Genomic DNA, 22,154 nt, shown 5'->3' on the forward strand with positions numbered 1-22,154 from the left:
GACGTCGGCTAGCCGAGGAGCAGCGGCTAGCCGAGGAATGAGCCGCCGAAGTAGTCGTCGTCATCGCCGGAGTCCTGGCGGCGGGCACGGCGGCCGGACGACGGCGGCGGGGACGACGGGGGAGCGGGCCGCTTCCGGTCGCCCCGGTCGGCCAGCGGGTCGGCGAAGTCGTCCTCCGGCTCCGGTTCCGGCGCGCGATGGCGAGGCGGAGCCGGCGGGGCAGGCGGTTCTTCGCGCGGCGGCGCTGGGGGCGGAGTCCGTTCGGCGAGCGGATTCTCGTTCGAGTACCCGGACGGTTCCGGCTCGGGCGGAGCCGGGGGCCGCGGCCGGGCGCTGCTCGCCAGCGGGTCTTCGGCGGAGTAGCCGGCGGGCTTGTCCGGCGTGTCCTGGTACGTCGAACGGCCGTTGTCCGCCAACGGGTTCCCGGCGCCGCCGGTGCGCGCCTCGAGGATCTCCTCGGGGGTCTGGCCCTCCTCCAGCTCCTCGAGGATGTCCTTGGCCTCGCTGAGCTTTTCGTCGGCGAGGGCGCGGACCTCCGGGTCGGCGAAGGCCCGGCCCGCGGCGACGTCCTCCCAGGACAGTTCGCCCGCGTCCACCTTCCGCTTGATCAGCCGCAGCTGGGCGGGCGCGTCCGGGCGCGAGGCGGCCCGCTTGATCGCCTCGATCCGTTCCGGGGTGTCGGTCTTGGGCAGCGGGCGGAGCTTGATCTTCTCCAGGTCCTTCAGCAGCTGCTGGGATTTGCGGACGGCCCGGTCGAGCGAGGCCTCGGCCTCCCGCAGCTCCGGCGTCTTCCACGAGTCGTCCGCGGTCGTGGGCTGGGACATCTCGGCACTTCCTTCTTAGTCGATGCGGCCGTGGATCCGGCCGCTCGCCGAGCGACGGTGCGGATGGGACGGCTGGTGGTCCGGGGGCTGGTGGTTCTGCGCCGGCTGGTGGTTCTGCTGGTTCCGCGGGGGCTGGTGCTGCGGCCCGTCCGGTTCGGACCGCTGGTTCGAACCCGGCGACCGGTCGCCGTCGTCGCCGGAGCGGCGGTTGCTGCTGCCCTCGTCCCCGGACGACCGGGTGTCGCCGCCCTCGTCGTCCCCGCCTTCGCGTGCGCGCCGGTTGTCCTCGTGCTGCTGGCGCGACTCGTTGACGCCGTCCTTGCCCGCCTGCACGGCGTCCTTGGCGTCCTGGCCGATGCCCTGGGCGTTGTCCTTGATGTCGCCGATGTCGCCGCCGATGTTCTTGGCGATGTCGGCGAGATCGCCGATGCTGCCGACGTCCTTGATCTTCTGCAGCTGCGACCCGATGTCCTTGATCGAGTTCCAGATGTCCTGGACCTTCGTGATGATGTCCTGGATCATCTCGATGATCGAGATCAGGGCGTTGATCAGCGGGATCAGTTCGGACAGCGCAGTGATCGCGTCGGCGATCCAGCCCGCGATCGGGATGCACGCCTCGGCGGCCATCACCAGCAGCCGGTCGATGAGGCTCTTCAGCAGGTCCAGCGCCTTGGCCGCGAGCTTCTTCGACGTGTCCGCCAGCAGGTCGAAGCCCTTGGCGATCAGCGACGCGATCCCGGCCTCGGCGGCCAGCCCGGCCCGCCATCCGGCCTGCACGTAGGCCTTGTGCTGCAGGGAAGCCGTGCCGTGCCAGGAATCGCTGACGGTCTTCTCGTTGGCGACCATCACCTCGGAGAACGCCTTCATCGCCTCGGAGATGTTGCGCCACGCCTCGGCGTCGGCCGACATCTTCGAGAAATCGCCGGTGAGCGGCTGGATGAACTGCTGGGTGAGCGTGGTGCCGGTGAACTTCTGGTACACCCACTCGACGGCCATCACCTCGACGCCGGCGTCCTGCACCAGCGCCTGGACGTCCTCGCCGGACGTGTCCTCCGGCGGCTGCAGCAGCTCGGTGATCGAATCGCCGCGGTCGAAGTCGCCGGTCGCGCCGGCGCCGCCGGGCTCGCCGCCCGAACCCCCGGTGCCGCCCTCTCCGCCGTTGCCGCCGCCCTCGCTGCCGGAGCCGCCTTCGCCGCCTCCCTCGCCGCCTTCGCTGCCCTCTCCGCCTTCGCCGCCGGAACCCTCGTCGCCGCCCTCGTTGCCGCGGTCGCGGCCATTGCCGTCGCCGCCGTCCTCATTGCCGCGGCCCCGGCCGTTGCCGCCTTCGTCGCCGCCGTCCTGGCCATCCCGACCGTCGCGACCATCCCGGCCATCACGACCGTCCCGGCCGTCGCCGCCGGAGCCGCTCGGATGCGTCTGGTCGTCCCCTCCGGACGGACGGCGCCCGTCCGGGCCGTTGCCGCCGGGATGCTGGTTGCCGCCCGGGTGCTGGTTGCCGCCGGGCTGGTTCCCGCCCGGATGCTGGTTTCCGCCGGTGCCGCCGGGATGCTGGTTCCCCCCGGAGTGGCTGCCGCCCGGGCGGGACGGCGGATGCGTCGTCCCGCTTCCCCCGGAGTGGTGGCCTCCGCCGTGCCCGCCGCCGTGCCGTGCCATGTCTTCTCCCCCTCGTCAGAACTGTGCGGTGCCGGTGCGCATCAGGCCTTGCCGCTCCCGGAATCGATGCCGTCGAACTTGTCGACGAACTGCTTGAGCAGCTGCGCGGAATTCGAGTCGTGGTGCTCGTAGGCCTGTGCCGCCTGCTTGACCCCTTCCGAGAGCGAGGTCAGCCGCGAATGGCCGAAGTCGAGCGTGCCGCCGTACAGGTTCCCGACCAGCTGCACGACCGGCTGCAGCACCACGAACAGGCCGGTGAACCCGGACGTGTCGCACGCGGTGGAGCGCATGTAGTCGTTGATCTTGCTGATCTTCTCGTGGAGGCTGTCGAGCACCTCGGCGTACTGGTTCATCGTCTCGACGTCGACTTCTATGCCGGACATGAAAGAAACCGCCCTCCCCGTGAGCTTTTCGGTTGCCGAACACTATGGCAACCGACGATCACCGAGTGTGGGCGGTTCCCGGAAATTTGTGCGATTACCTGGGAAGATCGGGCGAAGGGGACGAAGCGGGCGCATCGACTGCGTCACGTGACAGGTGCGCGGGGCCGTCCGGGGGCTTATGCTTCGCGGACCGAAGCATCGGGAACCCATCAGGAACTATGTCGTTCCGCGCTGCCGGATCGTTACCGTTCTTCCCCGTTCGGGGAGCTCCGAGGCGCTGCTGGGGTGTTTCCCAGGTGTTAAAGTCGCGCTAACAAGCGGGCCATCGTCGTCCCGTGCGCTCCCCGCGGCCGGTTCGCCGGCCACCGCACGAAACGACGAAGGAGGTCCCTTTTCCATGATCTTCTCCGCCATCCCCGGCAAGCAGGGTCTGTACGACCCGGACACCGAGCAGGATTCCTGCGGCGTCGCCATGGTCGCCGACGTCCAGGGCCGCCGTACGCACGGCATCGTCACCGACGGTCTCGCCGCGCTCACGAATCTCGACCACCGCGGTGCCGCGGGAGCCGAGCCCACGAGCGGCGACGGCGCCGGGATCCTCCTGCAACTGCCCGACGAACTGCTGCGCGCCGAGGCGGGTTTCCCGCTGCCGGCCGCCGGCGCGTTCGCCGCCGGGATCGCGTTCCTGCCCGCCGAGGACGAGCAGCGCCGCAAGGCGATCGGCCTCACCGAACGGATCGCCGCCGAGGAAGGGCTCACTGTCCTTGGCTGGCGCGAGGTTCCGGTGGACACCGAGGGCGCGGAGATCGGGCCGACCGCGCGTTCGGTGATGCCGCACTTCGCGATGCTGTTCGTGTCGTCCCCGCACGGCGAAACCGGCCTGGAGCTGGACCGGCTGGCGTTCTGCCTGCGCAAGCGGGTCGAGCACGAGAGCCTCGCTTCCGGCTGCGGCACGTACTTCCCGTCGCTGTCCGCGCGCACGATCGTCTACAAAGGCATGCTCACGCCCGAGCAGCTGCCCCGGTTCTTCCCCGACCTGCGCGATTCCCGGCTCACCAGCGCGATCGCGCTCGTGCACTCCCGGTTCTCCACCAACACTTTCCCGTCGTGGCCGCTCGCGCACCCGTTCCGGTTCGTGGCGCACAACGGCGAGATCAACACGATCCGCGGCAACCGCAACCGCATGCGCGCCCGCGAGGCGCTGCTCGAATCCGATCTGCTCCCGGGCGATCTCTCGCGGCTGTACCCGGTCTGCTCGGCCGACGCGTCGGACTCGGCGTCCTTCGACGAGGTGCTGGAGCTGCTGCATCTCGCGGGCCGTTCGCTGCCGCACGCGGTGCTGATGATGATCCCGGAGGCGTGGGAGAACCACACCTCGATGGACCCGGAACGGCGCGCTTTCTACCAGTTCCACGCCAGCCTGATGGAGCCGTGGGACGGCCCGGCGTGCGTCACCTTCACCGACGGCACGCTCGTCGGCGCGGTGCTCGACCGCAACGGCCTGCGCCCGGCGCGCTGGTGGCGTACCGCCGACGACCGCGTGGTGCTGGCCAGCGAGGCCGGAGTGCTCGACGTGGCCCCGGAAAACGTCGTCGCGAAGGGACGGCTGCAGCCCGGCCGGATGTTCCTCGTGGACACCGCCGCGGGCCGGATCGTGGACGACGAAGAGGTCAAGTCCGCCCTGGCGCGCAAGCAGCAGTACAGCGACTGGCTGCACGCCGGGCTGCTCAAGATCGCCGAGCTGCCCGACCGCGACCACGTGGTGCAGAGCCACGATTCGGTGCTGCGCCGCCAGCTCGCTTTCGGCTACACCGAAGAAGAACTGAAGATCCTGCTCGCGCCGATGGCCGCCAATGGGGCCGAGCCGATCGGGTCGATGGGTTCGGACACCCCGGTCGCCGTGCTGTCCAAGCGGTCCCGGCTGCTGTACGACTACTTCAAGCAGAACTTCGCGCAGGTCACCAACCCGCCGCTGGACGCGATCCGCGAGGAGCTCGTCACGTCGATGAGCCGGATCATGGGCCCGGAGCGCAATCTGCTCGCGCCGGGGCCCGCGTCGTGCCGGCACCTGAACCTGCCGTACCCGGTGATCGACAACGACGAGCTGGCCAAGCTCATCCACATCAACGACGACGGCGATCTGCCCGGTTTCGCCTGCAGCGTCCTTTCCGGACTGTACGAAGTGGACGGCGGGCCGGACGCGCTGGCGGCGGCGATCGAACGGGTGCGGCGCGACGCGTCCGAGGCGATCGCCGGCGGCGCGCGCACGCTCGTGCTGTCCGACCGCGACTCCGACCACCGGATGGCCCCGATCCCGTCGCTGCTTCTGGTTTCCGCGGTGCACCACCATCTCGTGCGCACCAAGGAACGGCTGCGCGTCGCGCTGGTCGTGGAGACCGGCGACGCCCGCGAGGTGCACCACATCGCGCTGCTGCTCGGCTACGGCGCGGCGGCGGTGAACCCGTACCTGGCCTTCGAAACCATCGAAGACATGATCAGCCAGGGCGCGATCACCGGAATCGAGCCTGCCAAGGCGATCCGCAGCTACGTGCAGGCGCTCGTCAAGGGCGTCCTGAAGATCATGTCCAAAATGGGCATCTCCACCGTCGGCGCGTACACCGCGGCGCAGGTGTTCGAATCCCTTGGGCTGAGCCAGGAACTGCTCGACGAGTACTTCACCGGGACCTCGTCGAAGCTCGGCGGCGTCGGGCTGGACGTGCTCGCCGAAGAGGTCGCGGTGCGGCACCGCCGGGCGTACCCGGAGAACCCGACCGACCGGGTCCACCGCGGACTGGACACCGGCGGCGAGTACGCGTACCGCCGCGAGGGCGAGCTGCACCTGTTCACGCCGGAGACGGTGTTCCTGCTGCAGCACGCGTCGAAGACCGGGCGCGACGAGGTGTACCGCCAGTACACCGAAGAGGTGCACCGGCTCTACCGCGAGGGCGGCACGCTGCGCGGGCTGTTCAGGTTCCGCGACGGCGCGCGCGAGCCGATCCCGCTGGACGAGGTCGAGCCCGCATCGGCGATCCTGCGCCGGTTCAACACCGGGGCGATGTCATACGGCTCGATTTCGGCCGAGGCGCACGAAACCCTTGCCATCGCGATGAACCGGATCGGCGGCCGGTCCAACACCGGCGAGGGCGGCGAGGACCCGGAGCGGCTGTACGACCCGCAGCGGCGCAGCGCGATCAAGCAGGTCGCGTCGGGCCGGTTCGGCGTCACGAGCGAGTACCTGGTCAACGCCGACGACATCCAGATCAAGATGGCGCAGGGCGCGAAGCCGGGCGAGGGCGGGCAGCTGCCGCCCAACAAGGTGTACCCGTGGATCGCGCGCACGCGGCATTCGACGCCGGGCGTCGGGCTGATTTCGCCGCCGCCGCACCACGACATTTACTCCATCGAGGACCTGGCGCAGCTGATCCACGACCTCAAGAACGCCAACGAGCAGGCCCGCATCCACGTGAAGCTGGTGTCCTCGCTGGGCGTCGGCACGGTCGCGGCGGGCGTGTCCAAGGCGCACGCGGACGTCGTGCTGATCTCCGGGCACGACGGCGGCACCGGCGCGTCGCCGATGAACTCGCTCAAGCACGCCGGCACGCCGTGGGAGATCGGGCTCGCCGAAACGCAGCAGACGTTGCTGCTCAACGGTTTGCGCGACCGGATCACGGTGCAGGTGGACGGTGCGATGAAGACCGGCCGCGACGTCGTGATCGCCGCGCTGCTCGGTGCCGAGGAGTACGGTTTCGCGACGGCTCCGCTGGTCGTGGCGGGCTGCATCATGATGCGCGTCTGTCACCTCGACACGTGCCCGGTCGGTGTCGCCACGCAGAGCCCGGAGCTGCGCAAGCGCTACACCGGGCAGGCCGACCACGTGGTGCGGTACTTCGAGTTCGTCGCCGAAGAGGTGCGGGAAACCTTGGCACAGCTGGGTTTCCGCACGCTCGACGAGGCGATCGGGCACGCCGAGATGCTCGACACCGACGAGGCCGTGCAGCACTGGAAGGCCTCCGGGCTCGACCTCAGTCCGGTCTTCGACATGCCCGCGGACACGCCGTACGGCGGTGCGAAGCGGCGCGTGCGCGAGCAGGACCACGGCCTGGCGCACGCGCTCGACCGCACGCTCATCCAGCTCGCCGAGGCGGCGCTGGAGGACGCGCATCCGGTGCGTTTGGAGCTGCCGGTGCGCAACGTGAACCGCACCGTCGGCACGCTGCTGGGCTCGGAGATCACCCGCCGCTACGGCGGCGAGGGCCTGCCGGAAGGCACGATCCACGTGCTGCTCACCGGTTCGGCCGGGCAGTCGCTCGGCGCGTTCCTGCCGCGCGGCATCACGCTGGAGATGGTCGGCGACGCGAACGACTACGTCGGCAAGGGCCTGTCCGGCGGCCGGATCGTGGTCCGCCCGCATCCGGACGCGAGGTTCGCCGCCGAACAGCAGACGATCGCGGGCAACACGCTGGCCTACGGCGCGACGTCCGGCGAGCTGTTCCTGCGCGGGCAGGTCGGCGAACGGTTCTGCGTACGCAACTCCGGCGCGACGGTCGTGGCCGAAGGCGTGGGAGACCACGCGTTCGAGTACATGACCGGCGGCCGCGCGGTGGTGCTCGGCCCGACCGGGCGGAACCTGGCGGCCGGGATGTCCGGCGGCAGCGCGTTCGTGCTCGACCTGGACCGCGCGAAGGTCAACCAGGACATGGTCGATCTGCTTCCGCCGGACCCGGAGGACCTGGCCTGGCTCAAGCAGATCGTGCAGCAGCACCACGACCTCACCCGCTCGGCCGTGGCCGCGTCGCTGCTCGGCGACTGGACCCGGCGCTCGGCGGCGTTCACCAAGGTGATGCCGCGCGACTACCAGCGGGTCCTCGATGCGGCGAAGGCGGCGCGCGCCGCGGGCCGCGACGTCGACGAAGCGATCATGGAGGCGGCTCGTGGCTGACCCCACCGGTTTTCTGAAGCACGAACGGCAAGAGCCGAAGAAGAAGTCCTACGAGGAACGGCTTTCCTCGTGGGGCGAGGTCTACGCGGACGTCGCGCCGGACGAGCGCAACGAGCAGGTGCGCACGCAGGCGTCGCGGTGCATGGACTGCGGCATCCCGTTCTGCCACTCCGGCGGTTCTGGCTGTCCGCTGGGCAACCTGATCCCGGAGTGGAACGACCTCGTCCGCCGCGGCGACTGGGCGGCGGCCAGCGATCGCTTGCACGCCACCAACAATTTCCCGGAATTCACCGGAAAGCTGTGCCCCGCGCCGTGCGAGGCGGGCTGCGTGCTGTCGATCTCGCCGCTGTCCGGCGGGCCGGTGGCGATCAAGCGCGTCGAGGAGACGATCGCGGCGCAGTCGTGGGAAGCCGGGTACGTGCAGCCGCAGCCGGCCGAGGTGTCCTCGGGCCGCAAGGTGGCCGTCGTCGGCTCCGGTCCGGCCGGGCTCGCCGCGGCGCAGCAGCTGACCCGCGCGGGCCACGAGGTCACCGTCTTCGAACGCGACGACCGGCTCGGCGGCCTGCTGCGGTACGGCATTCCCGAGTTCAAAATGGAGAAGAAGGTCCTCGACCGGCGGCTCGCGCAGCTGCGCAAGGAGGGCACGAAGTTCGTCACCGGCTGCGAGGTCGGCGTCGACCTGACGGTGGAAGACCTGCGCGCGCAGTACGACGCGGTGGTCCTCGCCGTCGGCGCCCTGCGCGGCCGGGACGACCGCACCACGCCGGGCCGATCGCTGCACGGCATCCACCTGGCGATGGAACACCTGGTGCCCGCCAACAAGTTCGTGGAGGGCGACGGCCCGTCCCCGGTCGACGCGAACGGCAAGCACGTCGTGATCATCGGCGGCGGCGACACCGGCGCGGACTCCTACGGCACCGCGACCCGCCAGGGCGCGCTGTCGGTCACCCAGCTCGACCAGTACCCGACGCCGCCGCAGACCCGCGACGACGAGCGGTCGCCGTGGCCGACCTGGCCGTACATCCTGCGCACCTACCCGGCGCACGAGGAAGCGGGCGAGCGGAAGTTCGCCGTGGCCGTGAAGCGCTTCGTCGACGACGGCGACGGACACGTGAAAGCCGTGGAACTGCAGGAAGTCCGCGTGCGGAAGGACCCGGAAACCGGCCGCCGCGAGGTCATCCCGGTCACCGAAGAGGTCGAAACGCTGCCCGCGGACCTGGTGCTGCTGGCGATCGGCTTCGAAGGCGTGGAGGAAATGCCGCTGCTGGAGGGCCTCGACCTCACGCTGACCCGCCGCGGCACCCTGTCGTGCGGTGCGGACTGGCAGACGGAAACCCCCGGCGTCTTCGTCTGCGGCGACGCCCACCGCGGCGCTTCGCTGGTGGTGTGGGCCATCGCCGAAGGCCGCTCGGTGGCCGCCGCGGTGGACACCTTCCTGACCGGAGACTCGGACCTGCCCGCCCCCGTGCACCCGACCGCACTGCCGCTCGCGGTGGTGTGATTCCCCCTGGCTCGGGCCCCGGCGCAACGGCGCGCCGGGGCCCGTTTCTTTAAGCTGGATGTCGTGCGGATCGGCGAACTAGCCCGGCGGACCGGGGTCAGCACCCGCTCGCTGCGGTACTACGAGCAGCAGGGCCTGATGCAGAGCACGCGCTCGGCCGGCGGGCAGCGGCACTACCCGGCGACCGAGGTCGAACGCGTCGAACTCATCCGCCGGCTGTTCGACGCGGGCTTGCCCAGCAAGGTGATCGCCCGTCTGCTGCCCTGCGTGCACAGCGACGACGAGGCCGTCATCGAAGACGCTTTCACCACGATGGTGGGGGAGCGGGACCGGCTGACCGCCGACATCGCCCGCCGCGTCGAGGCCCGGGACGCCCTCGACGTCCTGATCGAAGCGAACGCCCGATACCGGCGGGGCGAGGGCAGCTCGTGCTAGCGGCTCAGGTCGATCACTAGCTTTCCCGCCGCGTGGCGGGACTCGACGAGCGCCAACGCCTCCTGCGCCCGTGCGAGCGGATAGGTCTCCGTGATGTGCGGATCGAGCCGCCCGTCGGCCATCAGCTCAGCGACCCGTTCCAGACTTGCCCGGTCAAGGCGACGATGGACGAACTCCCCGCCGAGTTCGGTCACCGACTGGTCTCCGACCGAGACGAGCTTTCCCGCCAACGGCGCGACTGTGCGCAAGGATTCGCCGCCGACGGTGTCGACGATGGCGTCGAACCGGCCCACGACGCTGCCTGCCGTGTAGTCGACGAACGCCGCCCCGTACTTCGTCGCGAGATCCCGCTTGGCCGTGCTGCCGGTGCCCGTCACGACCAGCCCCCGATCCCGCGAGAGCTGCGCCACCGCGATGCCGACTCCGCCCCCGATCCCGTTCACCAGCAGCGACGCGCCCTCTTCCAGGTCGAGCTGGTCGAGCACGTCCAGCGCGGTGGTGCCCGCGACGGGAATGGTCGCCGCCCAGGTCCACGGCAGCGTGTCCGGGATACGCGCGGTGGACTCGCCGAGCAGCAGCGTCGTCTCCGCGTACGTGCCCGCCCCAGTCAACGCGAACCCGGTGACCCGGTCGCCGACGTCCAGCCCGGTTACGTCCTTCCCGGTCGCGAGCACCGTCCCCACCGCTTCCATCCCGAGCACCTGGGGAAACGGCAGATGCCCGTTCAGGTCGGGAACGTGCCCGGACCGCAGCAGGTGATCGAGCGGATTCACCCCCGCTGCCGCGACGCGCACGAGAACCTCTCCGGGGCCAGGCGCCGGGTCTGGCCGGTCGAAGAACTCCTGGACCTCGGCGGTGCCGAACGCCCGATATCCCAAGGCAGTGCCCATTACTCCTCCATCGCGGTCGATTCGAGACCGACGCTAGGTGTTGACACCGGTGTCAACTTCCATCCGATGTGACCGGTGCGACACGGATCGTGGGAAACTTGAACCGTCGGAGGGGGACTCCAGGTGGACGACGACGTGCGGATCACGAACCAGGTCCTCGGCCCGGTCACGGGCAAGGTCGTGCAGGTGGGCCACGCGGACTCGGTCGTGTTTGCCTCGCCGCCCGCCCGGTCGCGGTACCGGCAGTGGGTGCGCCAGGTGGCGCCGGAACAGCTCATCGGCCGCGAACCTGAACTGGCCGAGCTGGCCCGGTTCTGCACTGCTCCGGACGATGCTCCTTCGTACGTGTGGTGGCGCGCGGCTCCTTGGACGGGCAAGTCGGCCTTGATGGCGTCATTCGTGTTGTCACCGCCTGAGGGAGTGCGGGTGGTGTCGTTCTTCGTCACGGCGCGTTCTCTCGGCGACGACACTCGCGAAGCGTTTGTGGACGTTGTCCAAGAGCAATTGGCCGAAGTCCTCGGTGCCGCGAAGGATCCCGAAGCCCGAAACCTCAATGCGGTTTTCTCTGAGGCCGCCGCACACTGCCGAGCCCGCGGCGAACGGTTAGTGCTAGTCGTAGACGGGCTCGACGAGGATCGCGGCGCAAGCTCCGGCGGCCACAGCATCGCGGCACTCCTGCCGTTCCCCCAGCATGGCCTGCGCGTGATCGTCGCGAGCCGTCTCAATCCCGATGTACCACCCGACGTGCGCTCCGACCATCCTCTGCGGACGCCTGGCATCGAGCGTTCCCTCGCACCTTCGCCCGCGGCTGTCGCGGCGAAGGCCGATATGGAGCGCGAACTCGACGCGCTGCTCCAAGACCAAAAGGACCTGTTGGGCTTCCTGGTCGCGGCCCGAGGAGGTCTCAGCAGCGACGATCTGGCGCAGTTGACCCAGCGGCGCCCGCGAGATGTCGAGCGGGTCCTGAACAGCGTGGCGAGCCGCTCGTTCACCCGCCGCCCGGCGCATTGGCGGCCGCGCGAGGCACCGGAGATCTTCTTGCTGGGCCACGAAAACCTGCAACGCGAGGCTGTTGAAGCCTTCGGCGGCGACCTGTCCCGCTATCGCGAGGCGATCGACGCATGGGCCGCCGGACACCGCTCGGCGGGCTGGCCGCCGGACACCCCGCAATTCCTGCTGCGCGGGTACTTCCGGCTGGTCCAGGAGAGCGGCGACGCGGCGGTTCTCGCGGACCTGGCGGGAGACCCGGCCCGGCACGAACGCCTGCTGGACGTGTCCGGCGGCGAACTGGCCGCGATGGGCGAACTGGACGCGGCCCGCACGGCTCTGCTCTCGTCCGGCGAACCCGATCTGGTCCGGCTGATCACGCTCGACACCTACCGGGACAACTTCCGAGACCGCAACAAGATCACGCCGGTGCGGTTGCCCGCGGTGTGGGCCGCGCTGGGGCAGTTCGACCACGCCGTGGCTCTGGCGCAGTCCATGACCGATCGCTGGTCGCGCACGCCAGCGCTGCTCGAGCTGGCCAGGGAACTCGCCCACACCGGACAGTCCGATCGCGCTGAGCGACTGGCCGAGGACGAGCACGACCCGGACCTGCGCGACGTCCTGCTCGCGGAAGCCGCCGTAACGTTGGTGCACGGCGGGAAGCCCGCGGCGGCCGCGAGGATCGCCGACCGGGTCAGCGCGGACCAACGCAGGCGGATCGCCGCGGTGACCGCCGTCCGCGAATCGGACTTCTCCAGGGCCGGGCAGCTGGCGGGGGAGGTTTCCCGCGAAGACCTTCGGGACCGGACGCTCCGGGAATTGGCGCTGGCTGCCGACGACCTGGACGCGGCAGTCGAGCTGGCCGGTGTCATGACGCACGAGGTGCGCCGCTGCGAAACCTTCGCGGAGCTGGCGCAGCGGCTCGCCCGGCGCGGGGAGGCGGACCGGGCTCGCGCGCTGGCACAGGAGCGTGGCGCGGCCGGAGTGCTGTTCCATCTCGACATCACCGCCGAACTGGCGGCGTCGGACGACCCGGCTGGTGCAGCTGGAGCGATCGGCGCGAGATTCTCCGAGGCGGACCGCGAGCACCGGTTCGTCCCCGTCCTGATCGAGTTTCTGGCCGCGACGGGCAGGCTGGCGGACATTCCCGCGGTACTGGACTCGATGACCAATCCGTTCGTCCGGACCGCGATGACAGCCCCGTTTGTCCAGGCGCTCGTCGCCGCGGGCGAGGCCGACCGCGCTTTCCACCGGACGGCCCAGCGCCTTTCCGCCCGCCAGTCGGCTCTCGAACTGCAAAACGACGCGCGCCGGTTCGTGATACTGGCGGACGCTCTGCTGGCGGCGGGGGACCGGGACCTCGCGCGGCAGGCCGCGGAGCGGGCGGAAGCGCTGACGCGCCGTCCGCCGCACGACTTGCGCGCGGCGGCGGCGATCAGCGCTCTGACCAAGACGGTCGTGGCGGCTGGCGACGTGCGCCGAGCCGAGGTGCTCGCCTCTCTGGCGCAGCCGGAGTGGCAAGGGCTGGCGGAAATCAAGTCGCTGGCGAACCTTCTCGCCGAACGGGGAGATCCGCGGATCGCGGAGAAACTGATCTGCGGCGTCGCCTACTGGCCGGCGATGCGGGAACCCGTGACGTCGCTCGCCGGCCGGCTTCGGCTGGCCGGCGACCACGCCGCGCTGGCCCGGATCGCCGGGTACGTGCGAAGCGGGATAACGACGGCACCCGAGAACCGGGATTACGTTTGGCACGACTTGCGCGCGGCGATCGTGATGATGGCCGCGGTAGGCGAGCCCGACGAGGTCGTCGAGCTGGTCGCTGGTTTTCCGAAGGAAGAGGCTGGCTTAGGTTCGGCGGTTGAGCAAGGGATGGCGTGTCTGGCGGCCCGGGGCGAAGTGGCCGCGGCACTCGAACTGTGCGGATACGTGCCCGAAGCCCGGCGGATTCTCGTCCGGGGCCTGGCCGCCGCCGGGTATCTCGACCAGGCCGAAGCTGTCCTCGCGAGCGTCGAAGACGATCAGGAACGCGAGCGGCATGTCCTCGCGTTCCTGCCCGAACTCGCCAAACACGACCTGCCCCGGGCGCTCGGGCAAGCACGGCTGGTCGAGCGGGACCAGGACCGCGCCCGTCTCCTGGTCGAAATCTCCGCCGCCGCCCCGCCGGACGAACGCCGCCGCATCCTCGCCGAAGCCGTCCGCCTCGACCACTGGTCCGTAATCGTCCCCGCCCTGGACACCGAAGAACTCGCCGGTCTCCTGGACGTAGCCGACCGCTTCGGCGCCCTCTACCGGCAAGAAGACCCGGACGCGTGACCCTCGCCGCCCGACGGCCCGGGCAAACCCGGCAGACCCTATCCTGAGACGCGTGAACTGGACAGTCGACGTTCCCGTAGACACTCTCCCCGAGCTGCCGCCGTTGCCTCCTGAGCTGCGGGACCGCCTCGACGCCGCCTTGTCGCTGCCCGCCGCGCAGCAGCCGGAGTGGCCGGACGTCGCGCTGGCCAAGCGGGTGCGGGGCGTGCTGGAGAGCGTGCCGCCGATCACCGTGCCCGCCGAGATCGACCGGTTGAAGAGCCGGCTCGCCATGGTGGCCCGCGGCGAGGCGTTCCTGCTGCAGGGCGGGGACTGCGCGGAGACGTTCGAGTCCAACACCGAACCGCACATCCGGGCGAATCTGCGCACGCTGCTGCAGATGGCCGTCGTGCTCACCTACGGGGCCAGCCTGCCGGTGGTGAAGGTCGGCCGGATCGCGGGCCAGTACGCGAAGCCGCGCTCGTCCGGCACCGACGCGCTCGGGCTGCCGGTCTACCGGGGCGACATCATCAACTCGCTCGTCGCCAAGCCGGAGCTGCGGGTGCCGGACCCGGGCCGGATGATCCGCGCCTACGCGAACGCGGGCGCGGCGATGAACCTGGTCCGCGCGCTCACCGGGGCCGGCATGGCCGACCTGCACCAGGTACACGACTGGAACAAGGACTTCGTGTCCTCCTCGCCCGCGGGGGAGCGGTACGAGGCGCTCGCCGCCGAGATCGACCGCGGCCTGCGGTTCATGAACGCCTGCGGCGTCACCGACTCCTCCCTGCAGTACACCGAGATCTTCGCCAGCCACGAGGCGCTGCTGCTCGACTACGAGCGCGCGATGCTGCGGATGGACCAGGCCGACGCGGCGAACCCGAAGCTGTACAACCTGTCCTCGCACTTCCTGTGGATCGGCGAGCGCACCCGGCAGCTGGACGGCGCGCACATCGCGTTCGCCGAACTGCTGTCGAACCCGATCGGGCTCAAGATCGGCCCGACGACCACGCCCGAGCAAGCGCTCGAGTACGTCGAACGGCTCGACCCGCGCAGCGAGCCGGGGCGGCTCACCCTCATCTCCCGGATGGGCAACGGCAAGGTCCGCGAGGTGCTGCCCGCGATCGTGGAGAAGGTCGAATCGTCCGGGCACAAGGTCATCTGGCAGTGCGACCCGATGCACGGGAACACGCACGAGTCGTCCACCGGCTACAAGACCCGGCACTTCGACCGCATCGTCGACGAGGTCCAGGGCTTCTTCGAGGTGCACCGCAAGCTCGGCACCTACCCCGGCGGCATCCACGTCGAGCTGACCGGCGAGGACGTCACCGAATGCCTCGGCGGGGCACAGGAAATCTCCGACGTCGACCTCTCCGGCCGCTACGAGACCGCGTGCGACCCCCGGCTCAACACCCAGCAGTCGCTGGAGCTGGCCTTCCTGGTCGCGGAGATGCTGCGCGGCTGACCACGGCTCGTGAGTGTTTATCCCGGTTAGAACCGGGATAAACACTCACGACGCGTCCAGCAGCTCAGCCGCTGCCTTGGCCACCGCGTCCCGCAACGACCCGAGATCCTCCACCGCCTCCGCGTTCGCCTGCAGTCCGATGTGGACACTGTCGCGGTAGGGCGCCACCGCGATGCCCACCGCTTGGCGCGGGGCCAGCGGCACGAACGGGTACACCTGCGTCAGCGGCGAACCGGCGAGCGCATGCCGGGCGGGCGGGATCGGCACGGTCGTCACCACCAGGTCGAACAGCAGCGGCGCGGCCAGCCCGGCGGTCCGCGTGCCCAGCCAGTGCAGCGCCGGCGGCATCCGGTCGGCCAGCAGCGGGAAAGCCCCGGCCCCGCGCGACGGACCGGCGGCTTTGTTGCGCGTCATCGCCGCGCGCACCTCGGCGAGCCGCCGCACGGGATCGTCCACTCCGATCGGCAGATCGCACAAATAGCCGGAAAGCTTGTTCCCGCCCGTTTGCCCGGCCGCTCTCCCGCGCACGCTCACGGGAATCAGCGCGCGCACGGACCGCCCGGTCGCGCGAATGCCGCGATTCATCAGCCATTCGCGCAACGCGCCGGACAGGACCGCGAGCACGACGTCGTTCGTGGTGCCGCCGTGCGTTCGCCGGATCCGGCGAAGATCGGCCGAGGCCAGCCGGGCGAAACCGAGGCGCCGTTCGGCGGTGGCGGGCGCGGCCAGCGGGAGGCATGGCGGCCGGGCCGCACGGACGACCGACGACGCGATTCCCGCTGTCTCCACCGTTTCCCGCACCGCGCTCAGGGGCGAACGAGGCCGCGGGATCGACGGCGCGGGCTCCGGCAACGGCATTCCGTCGAGCAGCCCGACCGTGACGGCGTAAGCGCCTGCTCCGTCCGTGAGCGCGTGGTGCAGTTTCAGCAACACCGCGAAACCGCCGTCCGGAAAGCCCGTCACCACAGTGAGTTCCCACAGCGGACGGTGCGGGTCGAGCGGTTCGGCGATCCACCTCGCGGCGAACTCCGGCAGCGGGTCCGGGTCGTACAGCGTGGTGAGCCGGTGGTGGCGAATGTGTTTCACTGCCCGGAAATCCGGGTCGTCCACCCAGGTCGCGGCCCCCGGCGGAAACAGCTCGGCGCGGATTTTCCGGCGCAGCGGCGGAATATTCGCCGCGCGCCGCGCGAGCAGCGCGGTCAGCCGGTCCGGATCGACCGGCCGGTCCGGCGCGAACACGAGGGCCACGCCCATGTGCATCGGCGCGGTTTCCCTGGAGAGACAAAGAAAAGCGACATCGAGCGAGCTGAGCGGGGCAGGTGCCATGGTCCACCTTCCAACGTCCGGCGTCGAGTGCGAATGTCGAGGGCGAAAGCAACGACACTACTCGGGTGTGACAGGCGGACGGCCGTTATGTTGCCAGGACGCTAAATCCGCGAAATTTCACTCACCCGTGGCACGCCGCGGCTGCCGCTGCGGCAGACCGGGACCGGCGGCCGCGTCGTTCACGTCGGCGGCGATCTGGCGCATCGCGACGCCGTTGCCCGGCCGCTTCGGCAGCCCCGGCCACAGTTCGCTGGCGTCGAGCGCCGCCGCGCGCAGCCGTCCGCCGTCGAGCTTCGTGTGGGTTTCCGGGATCTCGCGGTCGAGCCACTGCACGATCACCTTCAGCGGACCGGCGCTGGGCAGCGGCCACACGAAGACCGCGTGCTCGTAGCGGAATTCCGAACCGCCGCCGTCCTCGACGCGCAGCACCGGCTCGTGCGGTTCGCCCGCGCTGGGCACCGAAACGGTTTCCGAGCTGGCCCGTCCGCCGTCCGGGAACAGCACGCCGACCAGCAGCGAGTTGTAGTCCGGGATGCGCCGGTGGGCGATCAGCGGCGCGCCGTCCATGCGGTCTCGCGAATACACCGCGATCCGCAGCGTCATCGCCTCCGGCCAGACCTCGACCGCGCGCAGCGCCACGATCGTGCGTTCGGAGCGGCCCAGCGGCGTCGCCCACGGCAGCAGCGCGGGCACGATGTGGTCGGTCGGCGGGCCGGTCCACGGACGGCCCTCGTAGCCGAACAGCTCCTGCTCCCGCACCGGGAACAGGGGGCGCTCGCGAGGACCGTCCGTGAAGAAGCTCATCAGTCCTCGCGAGGGGCGAGGCCGCCGTCGGACTCGGGCTGCTTGGTGCCCATGGCGTCCATCAGCTGGCGGGCGAGGCCGAGGCCGGTGCCGCCGAGCGAGAGCGCCTTGGTGAACATGTCCGACATCCCGTCCGCGCCGTTCAGGACCACCATGTGGTCGACATTGCCGAAGGCCTGCGCGCCGGCTTCGACGATCTCCGGCCAGCGCTCGGCCAGCTGTTGTGCTACCACAGCCTCCTGGTTCTCCGCCAGTGCGGCCGCGCGCGCCTTGATCGCCTCGGCCTCGGCGAGCCCCTTCGCCTTCGCTGCTTCGGCTTCGGCCAGACCCTGGGCTTTCGCCGCTTCGGCGTCCGCGAGGCCCTTCGCCTTGGCGGCCGCCGCTTCGGCCTCGCCAGTGGCCTTTGTCGCACTCGCGCTGGCTTCCGCACGCGCCTTCGTGGCCTGCGCTTCGGCGTCCGCCGCGGTCTTGACCCTGGTCGCGTCCGCGCCCGCCCGCAGCTCGGTTTCCTTCGCCTGCGCCTGTGCGCGGGCGATCTGCGCGTCGCGTTCCGCGTCGGCCGTGGTGCGCGTTTCGTACGCCTTCGCGTCCGCCGGCTTGCGCACCTGCGACTGCAGCCGCTGCTCGGACAGCGCCGCCTCCAGTTCGGCGGCCCTCGTCTCCTGGACCACGACCTCCTGGCGCGCGGTCGCCTCGGCCAGCGGACCGGACTGGCTCGCCTTCGCCTTGGCCTGGTCCACCTCGGCCTGGTACCCGGCCTGCTGGATCTGGCTCTCCCGGATCGCGCCCGCCTTGCGCGCCGCGGCGACCTGCTCGGCCTCGGTGGCCTCCTGGTCGCGCTGCGCCTCGGCGATCCGCGCGGAGGCGGCGATCGCGGCCGCGTGCGGTTTGCCGAGGTTGACGATGTAGCCGGACTCGTCGTCGATCTCCTGGATCTGCAGCGAGTCCACGATCAGCCCGAGCTTGATCATCTCGGTCGCCGACGACTGGCGGACCTCGCCGGTCAGCGCGTCCCGGTTGTGGATCATCTCCTCGATGGTCAGCCCGCCCACGATCGACCGCAGATGCCCGGAGAACAGCTCGTGGATGGTGTCGTTCATGCCCTTCTGCTGGTCGAGGAACCGGCGGGCGGCGTTGGCGATCGAGGCGAAATCGTCGCCGACCTTGTAGATCACGACCGCGCGCACGGTGACCGGGAGGCCCTGCTTCGTCACGCACGAGACCTGCAGGTTGACCCCGCGGGTGTCCAGCGACAGCCTGCGCGCGGTCTGGAAGCCGGGCAGCACGTTCACGCCCCGGCCGGTGACGATCTTGAACCCGAGGCTGTCGGCGGTCTCGCTGCGCTCGACGCGCACGCCCCAGCCGGAGATGATGAGCGCCTCGTTCGGCTCCGCGACCTTGTACAGGATCCGCAGCAGACCGAACAGCAGGATCACGGCGACGACCGCGATCACCACGATGACCCAGGTTTCCATAGCCCCTCGCAGCAGTATTCAGATGGCAGGACACCACTGCGACGCGGTCAAGCGCGCAGCGGTTGCCACCTTTCCACGTAGACCGTGCGCGGGGGCTCGAAATCGACCACCAGAACGGGCGTTCCGACGGGGAAACCGGCGTCCGGCTCGGCGGGATAGGCGTAGAACGCCTCGGTGCCGCCGCGGACGCTGAGCAGCACCTCGCCGACCAGGCCCGGCCCGACGGTGCCGGTGACGCGGCCTCGGCTCCCGATCATCCGCCGAACCCCCGGATCTTGACCTTGGTGCCCTTGGGCACGAACGAGCCCGGCGCCGGGTCCTGCTGCAGGACGAAGTCGAAGCCGCCGCCGTGGCCGTGCCCGTGGTCGTCGTCGCCGCCCTTGCGGTCGACCTCGAGCCCGGCCTCCTTGAGCGCCTGTGCGGCGGCGTCGAACGTGCGGTAGCGCACGTCCGGGACCTGCACCGCGTTGGAGACGTAGACCTTGACCTTCTTGCTGCCCGGCGAACCCGCGCCAGGATCGGTCCGGGTGACCGCGCCCGCGGGCACGCTCTGCGAGAACTCCTCGCCGCCGTCCTGCGGGTCGAATCCGGACTGCTTGAGGAGCTGGAACGCCTCGTCCTTGGACCGGCCGGTCACGTCCGGCACCGGCGGCAGCGGTTCCGGGCCCTTGGACAGCACCAGCGTCACCTGGCCGCCCACGTCCACCGGAGTGCCCGCCGCCGGGCTCACGCTCACGACGGTGCCCTTGGGCGCGGTGTCGCTGTACTCCGGCGTGCCCTGGACGACGGTGAGCTTCTGCTCCTGGACCGCCTTGGTCGCCGTGTCGAGCGCGGTGCCGACCTGGATGTTCGGCACCTTCGGCTTGCCCTTCGACACCACCACGGACACGGTGGCGTCCTGGTCGAGCGTGGTGCCAGGGGCCGGGTCCACCTTGATCACCTTGTTGGCGTCGACGGTGTTGTCGAACTCCTGGCTGTAGCGCGGGTTCAGCTTCGCCGCGCGCAGCTGGTCGCCCGCCTCGGCCTGGGTCATCCCGGCGAGCTTCGGCACGGTCGTGGTCGTCGCCTTGGAATCGCTGAGGATGAACGCGAACGCGCCGATCAGCCCGCCGAGCACCAGCACCCCGGCGATCGCCAGCGCGATCAGCTTGCGCTTGTCGCGCGGCTTCTCGTCCGGCGCGGCGGCGGGCGGCGGCTCGGCGGGCGGCGGTCCGTCCGGGCGCGGCGCGACGGGCACCGCGCGGGTCATGGCGCGCGTGCCGCGCGGACCGGAGACCGGCAGGGTCTGCATGGTCTGCGGGGTCTGGGGGGCCTGCTGGACGGCCGGGATGTTCGGGAGGGTGCGCTCGACGTCGGACACCCGGTCGCCGTCCGGCGGCGGGGGCACCGGCACCGCGACTGGCTGCAGACCCAGTTCGGTGCGCGCGGCCTGCAGCTGCGCCAGGAACTCGCCCGCGTCGGCGGGGCGCTGCTCCGGGTCGCGGCGGGTGGCGCGCAGGATCAGGTCGTCGAGCACCGGCGGCAGGTCCGGCCGCAGCTCGCTGGGACGGGGGACGTCGTCGTTCACGTGCCGGTAGGCGACCGAGATCGCGGTGTCCCCGGTGTAGGGCAGCCGGCCGGTGAGCATCTCGTACAGCAGGATGCCCGCCGAATAGACGTCGCTGCGGGCCGTGGTGTCGCCGGTGGCGACCTGTTCGGGGGCCAGGTAGCCGACGGTGCCGAGGATGACGCTCGAGCTGGTGGTGCCCGCGCTGGCCACCGCGCGGACCAGGCCGAAGTCGCCGACCTTCACCACGCCGCCGGCCAGCTGCCCGCTGCGGCCGATGAGCACGTTCTCGGGCTTGACGTCGCGGTGCACGAGCCCGGCGGCGTGCGCGGCGGCCAGCGCGGCCAGCACCGGCTCCGCGACGCTCAGCGCGAGCGAGACGTCCAGCTGGCCCTGCTCGTCCAGCAGGTCGCGCAGCGTGCCGCCGTCGACCAGCTCCATCACCAGGAAGGCGAGCCCGGTGTCCTGGCCGGCCGGGGTGTCGAAGCCCTGGTCGTGCACGGCTACCACGTTCGGGTGGTGCAGCTGGGCGGCCGACCGCGCTTCGCGCACGAACCGGTCGACGAACGACCGGTCGTCGGCGAACCGCGGGTCCATGATCTTGACCGCCACCGCCCGGTCGAGACGGGTGTCGAGGCCCCGGTAGACGGCCGACATCCCGCCTCTGGCCAGCAGCTGGTCAACGCGGTACCGGCGTTCGAGCAGGGTGCCGACGAGGCTGGGCTGGGTGCGCGTCACGGTGGGCAATCGTACGGAAGGCCGTGCGCCCGCGGGCGGGTCACCCGTGCGTACCAGTGGGCCGGACGGGGGAATGTGGCAGAGTGTCACGCGTGAGTGGGATTCCTGTCGCCGACGACATCCTCGACGCCGCGGTCGCGGTCAAGCCGTTGCCGGAGGTAGCGGCCGCATTGGGGGTGTCGGCCAACAAGGTGCGCCAGATGCTGCGGGACGGCGAGCTGATCGCTGTCCGGCGCAAGGGCGAACTCTGCGTGCCCGGCGACTTCTTCGTGAAGGACGGCGTCGTCAAGGGCCTCGGCGGCACCATCACCGTGCTCGCCGACTCCGGGTTCAGCCGCACCGAGATGCTGCGCTGGCTCTTCACCGCCGACGACACGCTCCCGGGCAGCACGCCGATCAACGCGCTGCGCACCAGCCACGGCACCGAGGTGAAGCGGCGCGCGCAGGCGATGGCGTTCTAGGCTTTCCGCGGTTTCCCATAACGCTGGGTACGGCGTTCCTGGTGCGATTGAGGCGTGTCTGCCCAGGCCGAAGGCGGCGGGTGGCGGGCGAGGGTTGGTCGTCCGTGAGGGGAACCTTCACAGACTCTGATTCCCATGCCAGGGACTTAAGCGGGCGGCCTCGGCCTGTCAACCGTCCATAAAGGACGCCTACGGCAGCGAAATGCCCGATTGACGCCTTGATTCCAGGTTCTTCAAGTCTGTGAGGGACTCCTTGAGGGACTCTGATTCCCTCAAGGTGCCCCTCACAGACTTTCGGAAACGACGCAGCTAGGCCTTCCGGCCCTTTCCGCATTGCTCCGGACGGGCTGACCGCGATAGCCGTCCCGGACAGAAACCGCGTGATTCGTTGACGCGGTCAATTGACCCGGTCCATCCTCCGAACCGTCCTGAAAA

General features: G+C 70.5%; 15 protein-coding genes. 6 read left to right on the forward strand and 9 right to left on the reverse strand.

The window, feature by feature from the left end:
- Nucleotides 1–26: 26 nt before the first annotated feature.
- Genes ACFSVL_RS41320 through ACFSVL_RS41330 form a run of 3 tightly spaced genes read right to left on the reverse strand, consistent with a single transcriptional unit; the run spans nucleotide 27 to nucleotide 2,860 of the window.
- Complete coding sequence (locus ACFSVL_RS41320; RefSeq protein ID WP_378312746.1) at nucleotides 27–824, reverse strand: hypothetical protein; 798 nt, start codon at nucleotides 822–824, stop codon at nucleotides 27–29.
- Between the two features lie 15 nt (nucleotides 825–839).
- A complete protein-coding gene (locus tag ACFSVL_RS41325; protein ID WP_378312747.1) occupies nucleotides 840–2,477 on the reverse strand; it encodes a hypothetical protein in 1,638 nt (545 codons plus the stop codon).
- 41 nt (nucleotides 2,478–2,518) lie between these two features.
- Nucleotides 2,519–2,860 (reverse strand): hypothetical protein, encoded by a 342-nt coding sequence (locus tag ACFSVL_RS41330; protein ID WP_378312749.1) that lies wholly within the window; start codon nucleotides 2,858–2,860, stop codon nucleotides 2,519–2,521.
- Nucleotides 2,861–3,257: 397 nt separating this feature from the next.
- Here ACFSVL_RS41330 and gltB point away from each other — a divergent pair, with 397 nt between their 5' ends.
- From gltB to ACFSVL_RS41345, 3 genes are all read left to right on the forward strand, one after another.
- A complete protein-coding gene (gltB, locus tag ACFSVL_RS41335) occupies nucleotides 3,258–7,799 on the forward strand; it encodes a glutamate synthase large subunit (protein ID WP_378312751.1) in 4,542 nt (1,513 codons plus the stop codon).
- On the forward strand, nucleotides 7,792–9,300 hold the full coding sequence (locus ACFSVL_RS41340) for a glutamate synthase subunit beta (protein WP_378312753.1): 1,509 nt from the start codon (nucleotides 7,792–7,794) through the stop codon (nucleotides 9,298–9,300). The genes gltB and ACFSVL_RS41340 overlap by 8 nt, the downstream gene beginning before the upstream one ends.
- A 63-nt stretch (nucleotides 9,301–9,363) precedes the next feature.
- The gene (locus ACFSVL_RS41345; RefSeq protein WP_378312755.1) at nucleotides 9,364–9,735 is read left to right on the forward strand and encodes a MerR family transcriptional regulator; all 372 of its coding nucleotides are present in this window, start codon (nucleotides 9,364–9,366) and stop codon (nucleotides 9,733–9,735) included.
- Here the strand turns inward: ACFSVL_RS41345 and ACFSVL_RS41350 are convergent.
- On the reverse strand, nucleotides 9,732–10,625 hold the full coding sequence (locus ACFSVL_RS41350; RefSeq protein ID WP_378312757.1) for an NADP-dependent oxidoreductase: 894 nt from the start codon (nucleotides 10,623–10,625) through the stop codon (nucleotides 9,732–9,734). The two genes, ACFSVL_RS41345 and ACFSVL_RS41350, sit on opposite strands and share 4 nt — an antisense overlap.
- Before the next feature lie 123 nt (nucleotides 10,626–10,748).
- Between ACFSVL_RS41350 and ACFSVL_RS41355 the strand changes: the two genes are divergently transcribed.
- Entirely contained in the window at nucleotides 10,749–13,925 is a 3,177-nt protein-coding gene (locus tag ACFSVL_RS41355; protein WP_378312758.1) for a hypothetical protein, read from the forward strand.
- Nucleotides 13,926–13,977: 52 nt separating this feature from the next.
- Nucleotides 13,978–15,369 (forward strand): class II 3-deoxy-7-phosphoheptulonate synthase, encoded by a 1,392-nt coding sequence (locus ACFSVL_RS41360; protein WP_378312760.1) that lies wholly within the window; start codon nucleotides 13,978–13,980, stop codon nucleotides 15,367–15,369.
- A 45-nt stretch (nucleotides 15,370–15,414) separates the two neighbouring features.
- On the opposite strand, the gene ACFSVL_RS41365 is transcribed toward ACFSVL_RS41360, so the two are convergent.
- The 5 genes from ACFSVL_RS41365 to pknB all read right to left on the reverse strand — a co-directional run bounded on the left by ACFSVL_RS41365 (nucleotide 15,415) and on the right by pknB (nucleotide 21,258).
- Nucleotides 15,415–16,695, reverse strand: a complete 1,281-nt coding sequence (locus tag ACFSVL_RS41365; protein WP_378312762.1) for a wax ester/triacylglycerol synthase domain-containing protein — start codon at nucleotides 16,693–16,695, stop codon at nucleotides 15,415–15,417.
- Nucleotides 16,696–16,812: 117 nt separating this feature from the next.
- Complete coding sequence (locus tag ACFSVL_RS41370) at nucleotides 16,813–17,499, reverse strand: hypothetical protein (RefSeq protein WP_378312764.1); 687 nt, start codon at nucleotides 17,497–17,499, stop codon at nucleotides 16,813–16,815.
- Nucleotides 17,499–18,974 (reverse strand): SPFH domain-containing protein, encoded by a 1,476-nt coding sequence (locus ACFSVL_RS41375; protein ID WP_378312765.1) that lies wholly within the window; start codon nucleotides 18,972–18,974, stop codon nucleotides 17,499–17,501. The genes ACFSVL_RS41370 and ACFSVL_RS41375 overlap by 1 nt, the downstream gene beginning before the upstream one ends.
- 47 nt (nucleotides 18,975–19,021) lie before the next feature.
- Nucleotides 19,022–19,231 carry a hypothetical protein gene (locus ACFSVL_RS41380; RefSeq protein ID WP_378312767.1) on the reverse strand — a complete coding sequence of 70 codons (210 nt, stop codon included), beginning with the start codon at nucleotides 19,229–19,231 and terminating at the stop codon, nucleotides 19,022–19,024.
- Complete coding sequence (pknB, locus tag ACFSVL_RS41385) at nucleotides 19,228–21,258, reverse strand: Stk1 family PASTA domain-containing Ser/Thr kinase (RefSeq protein ID WP_378312769.1); 2,031 nt, start codon at nucleotides 21,256–21,258, stop codon at nucleotides 19,228–19,230. The genes ACFSVL_RS41380 and pknB overlap by 4 nt, the downstream gene beginning before the upstream one ends.
- Before the next feature lie 92 nt (nucleotides 21,259–21,350).
- Here pknB and ACFSVL_RS41390 point away from each other — a divergent pair, with 92 nt between their 5' ends.
- On the forward strand, nucleotides 21,351–21,719 hold the full coding sequence (locus tag ACFSVL_RS41390) for a helix-turn-helix domain-containing protein (protein WP_182890862.1): 369 nt from the start codon (nucleotides 21,351–21,353) through the stop codon (nucleotides 21,717–21,719).
- The last annotated feature ends 435 nt before the right edge of the window (nucleotides 21,720–22,154 follow it).

The organism is Amycolatopsis silviterrae, from assembly GCF_042684085.1.
GTDB lineage: Bacteria > Actinomycetota > Actinomycetes > Mycobacteriales > Pseudonocardiaceae > Amycolatopsis > Amycolatopsis silviterrae.

Excerpts from the sequence above, each read along its gene's own strand:
- ACFSVL_RS41320 (WP_378312746.1), bottom strand. The coding sequence starts at position 824 with ATGTCCCAGCCCACGACCGCGGACGACTCGTGGAAGACGCCGGAGCTG.
- ACFSVL_RS41325 (WP_378312747.1), bottom strand. The coding sequence starts at position 2,477 with ATGGCACGGCACGGCGGCGGGCACGGCGGAGGCCACCACTCCGGGGGA.
- ACFSVL_RS41330 (WP_378312749.1), bottom strand. The coding sequence starts at position 2,860 with ATGTCCGGCATAGAAGTCGACGTCGAGACGATGAACCAGTACGCCGAG.
- gltB (WP_378312751.1), top strand. The coding sequence starts at position 3,258 with ATGATCTTCTCCGCCATCCCCGGCAAGCAGGGTCTGTACGACCCGGAC.
- ACFSVL_RS41350 (WP_378312757.1), bottom strand. The coding sequence starts at position 10,625 with ATGGGCACTGCCTTGGGATATCGGGCGTTCGGCACCGCCGAGGTCCAG.
- ACFSVL_RS41365 (WP_378312762.1), bottom strand. The coding sequence starts at position 16,695 with ATGGCACCTGCCCCGCTCAGCTCGCTCGATGTCGCTTTTCTTTGTCTC.
- ACFSVL_RS41370 (WP_378312764.1), bottom strand. The coding sequence starts at position 17,499 with ATGAGCTTCTTCACGGACGGTCCTCGCGAGCGCCCCCTGTTCCCGGTG.
- ACFSVL_RS41375 (WP_378312765.1), bottom strand. The coding sequence starts at position 18,974 with ATGGAAACCTGGGTCATCGTGGTGATCGCGGTCGTCGCCGTGATCCTG.
- ACFSVL_RS41380 (WP_378312767.1), bottom strand. The coding sequence starts at position 19,231 with ATGATCGGGAGCCGAGGCCGCGTCACCGGCACCGTCGGGCCGGGCCTG.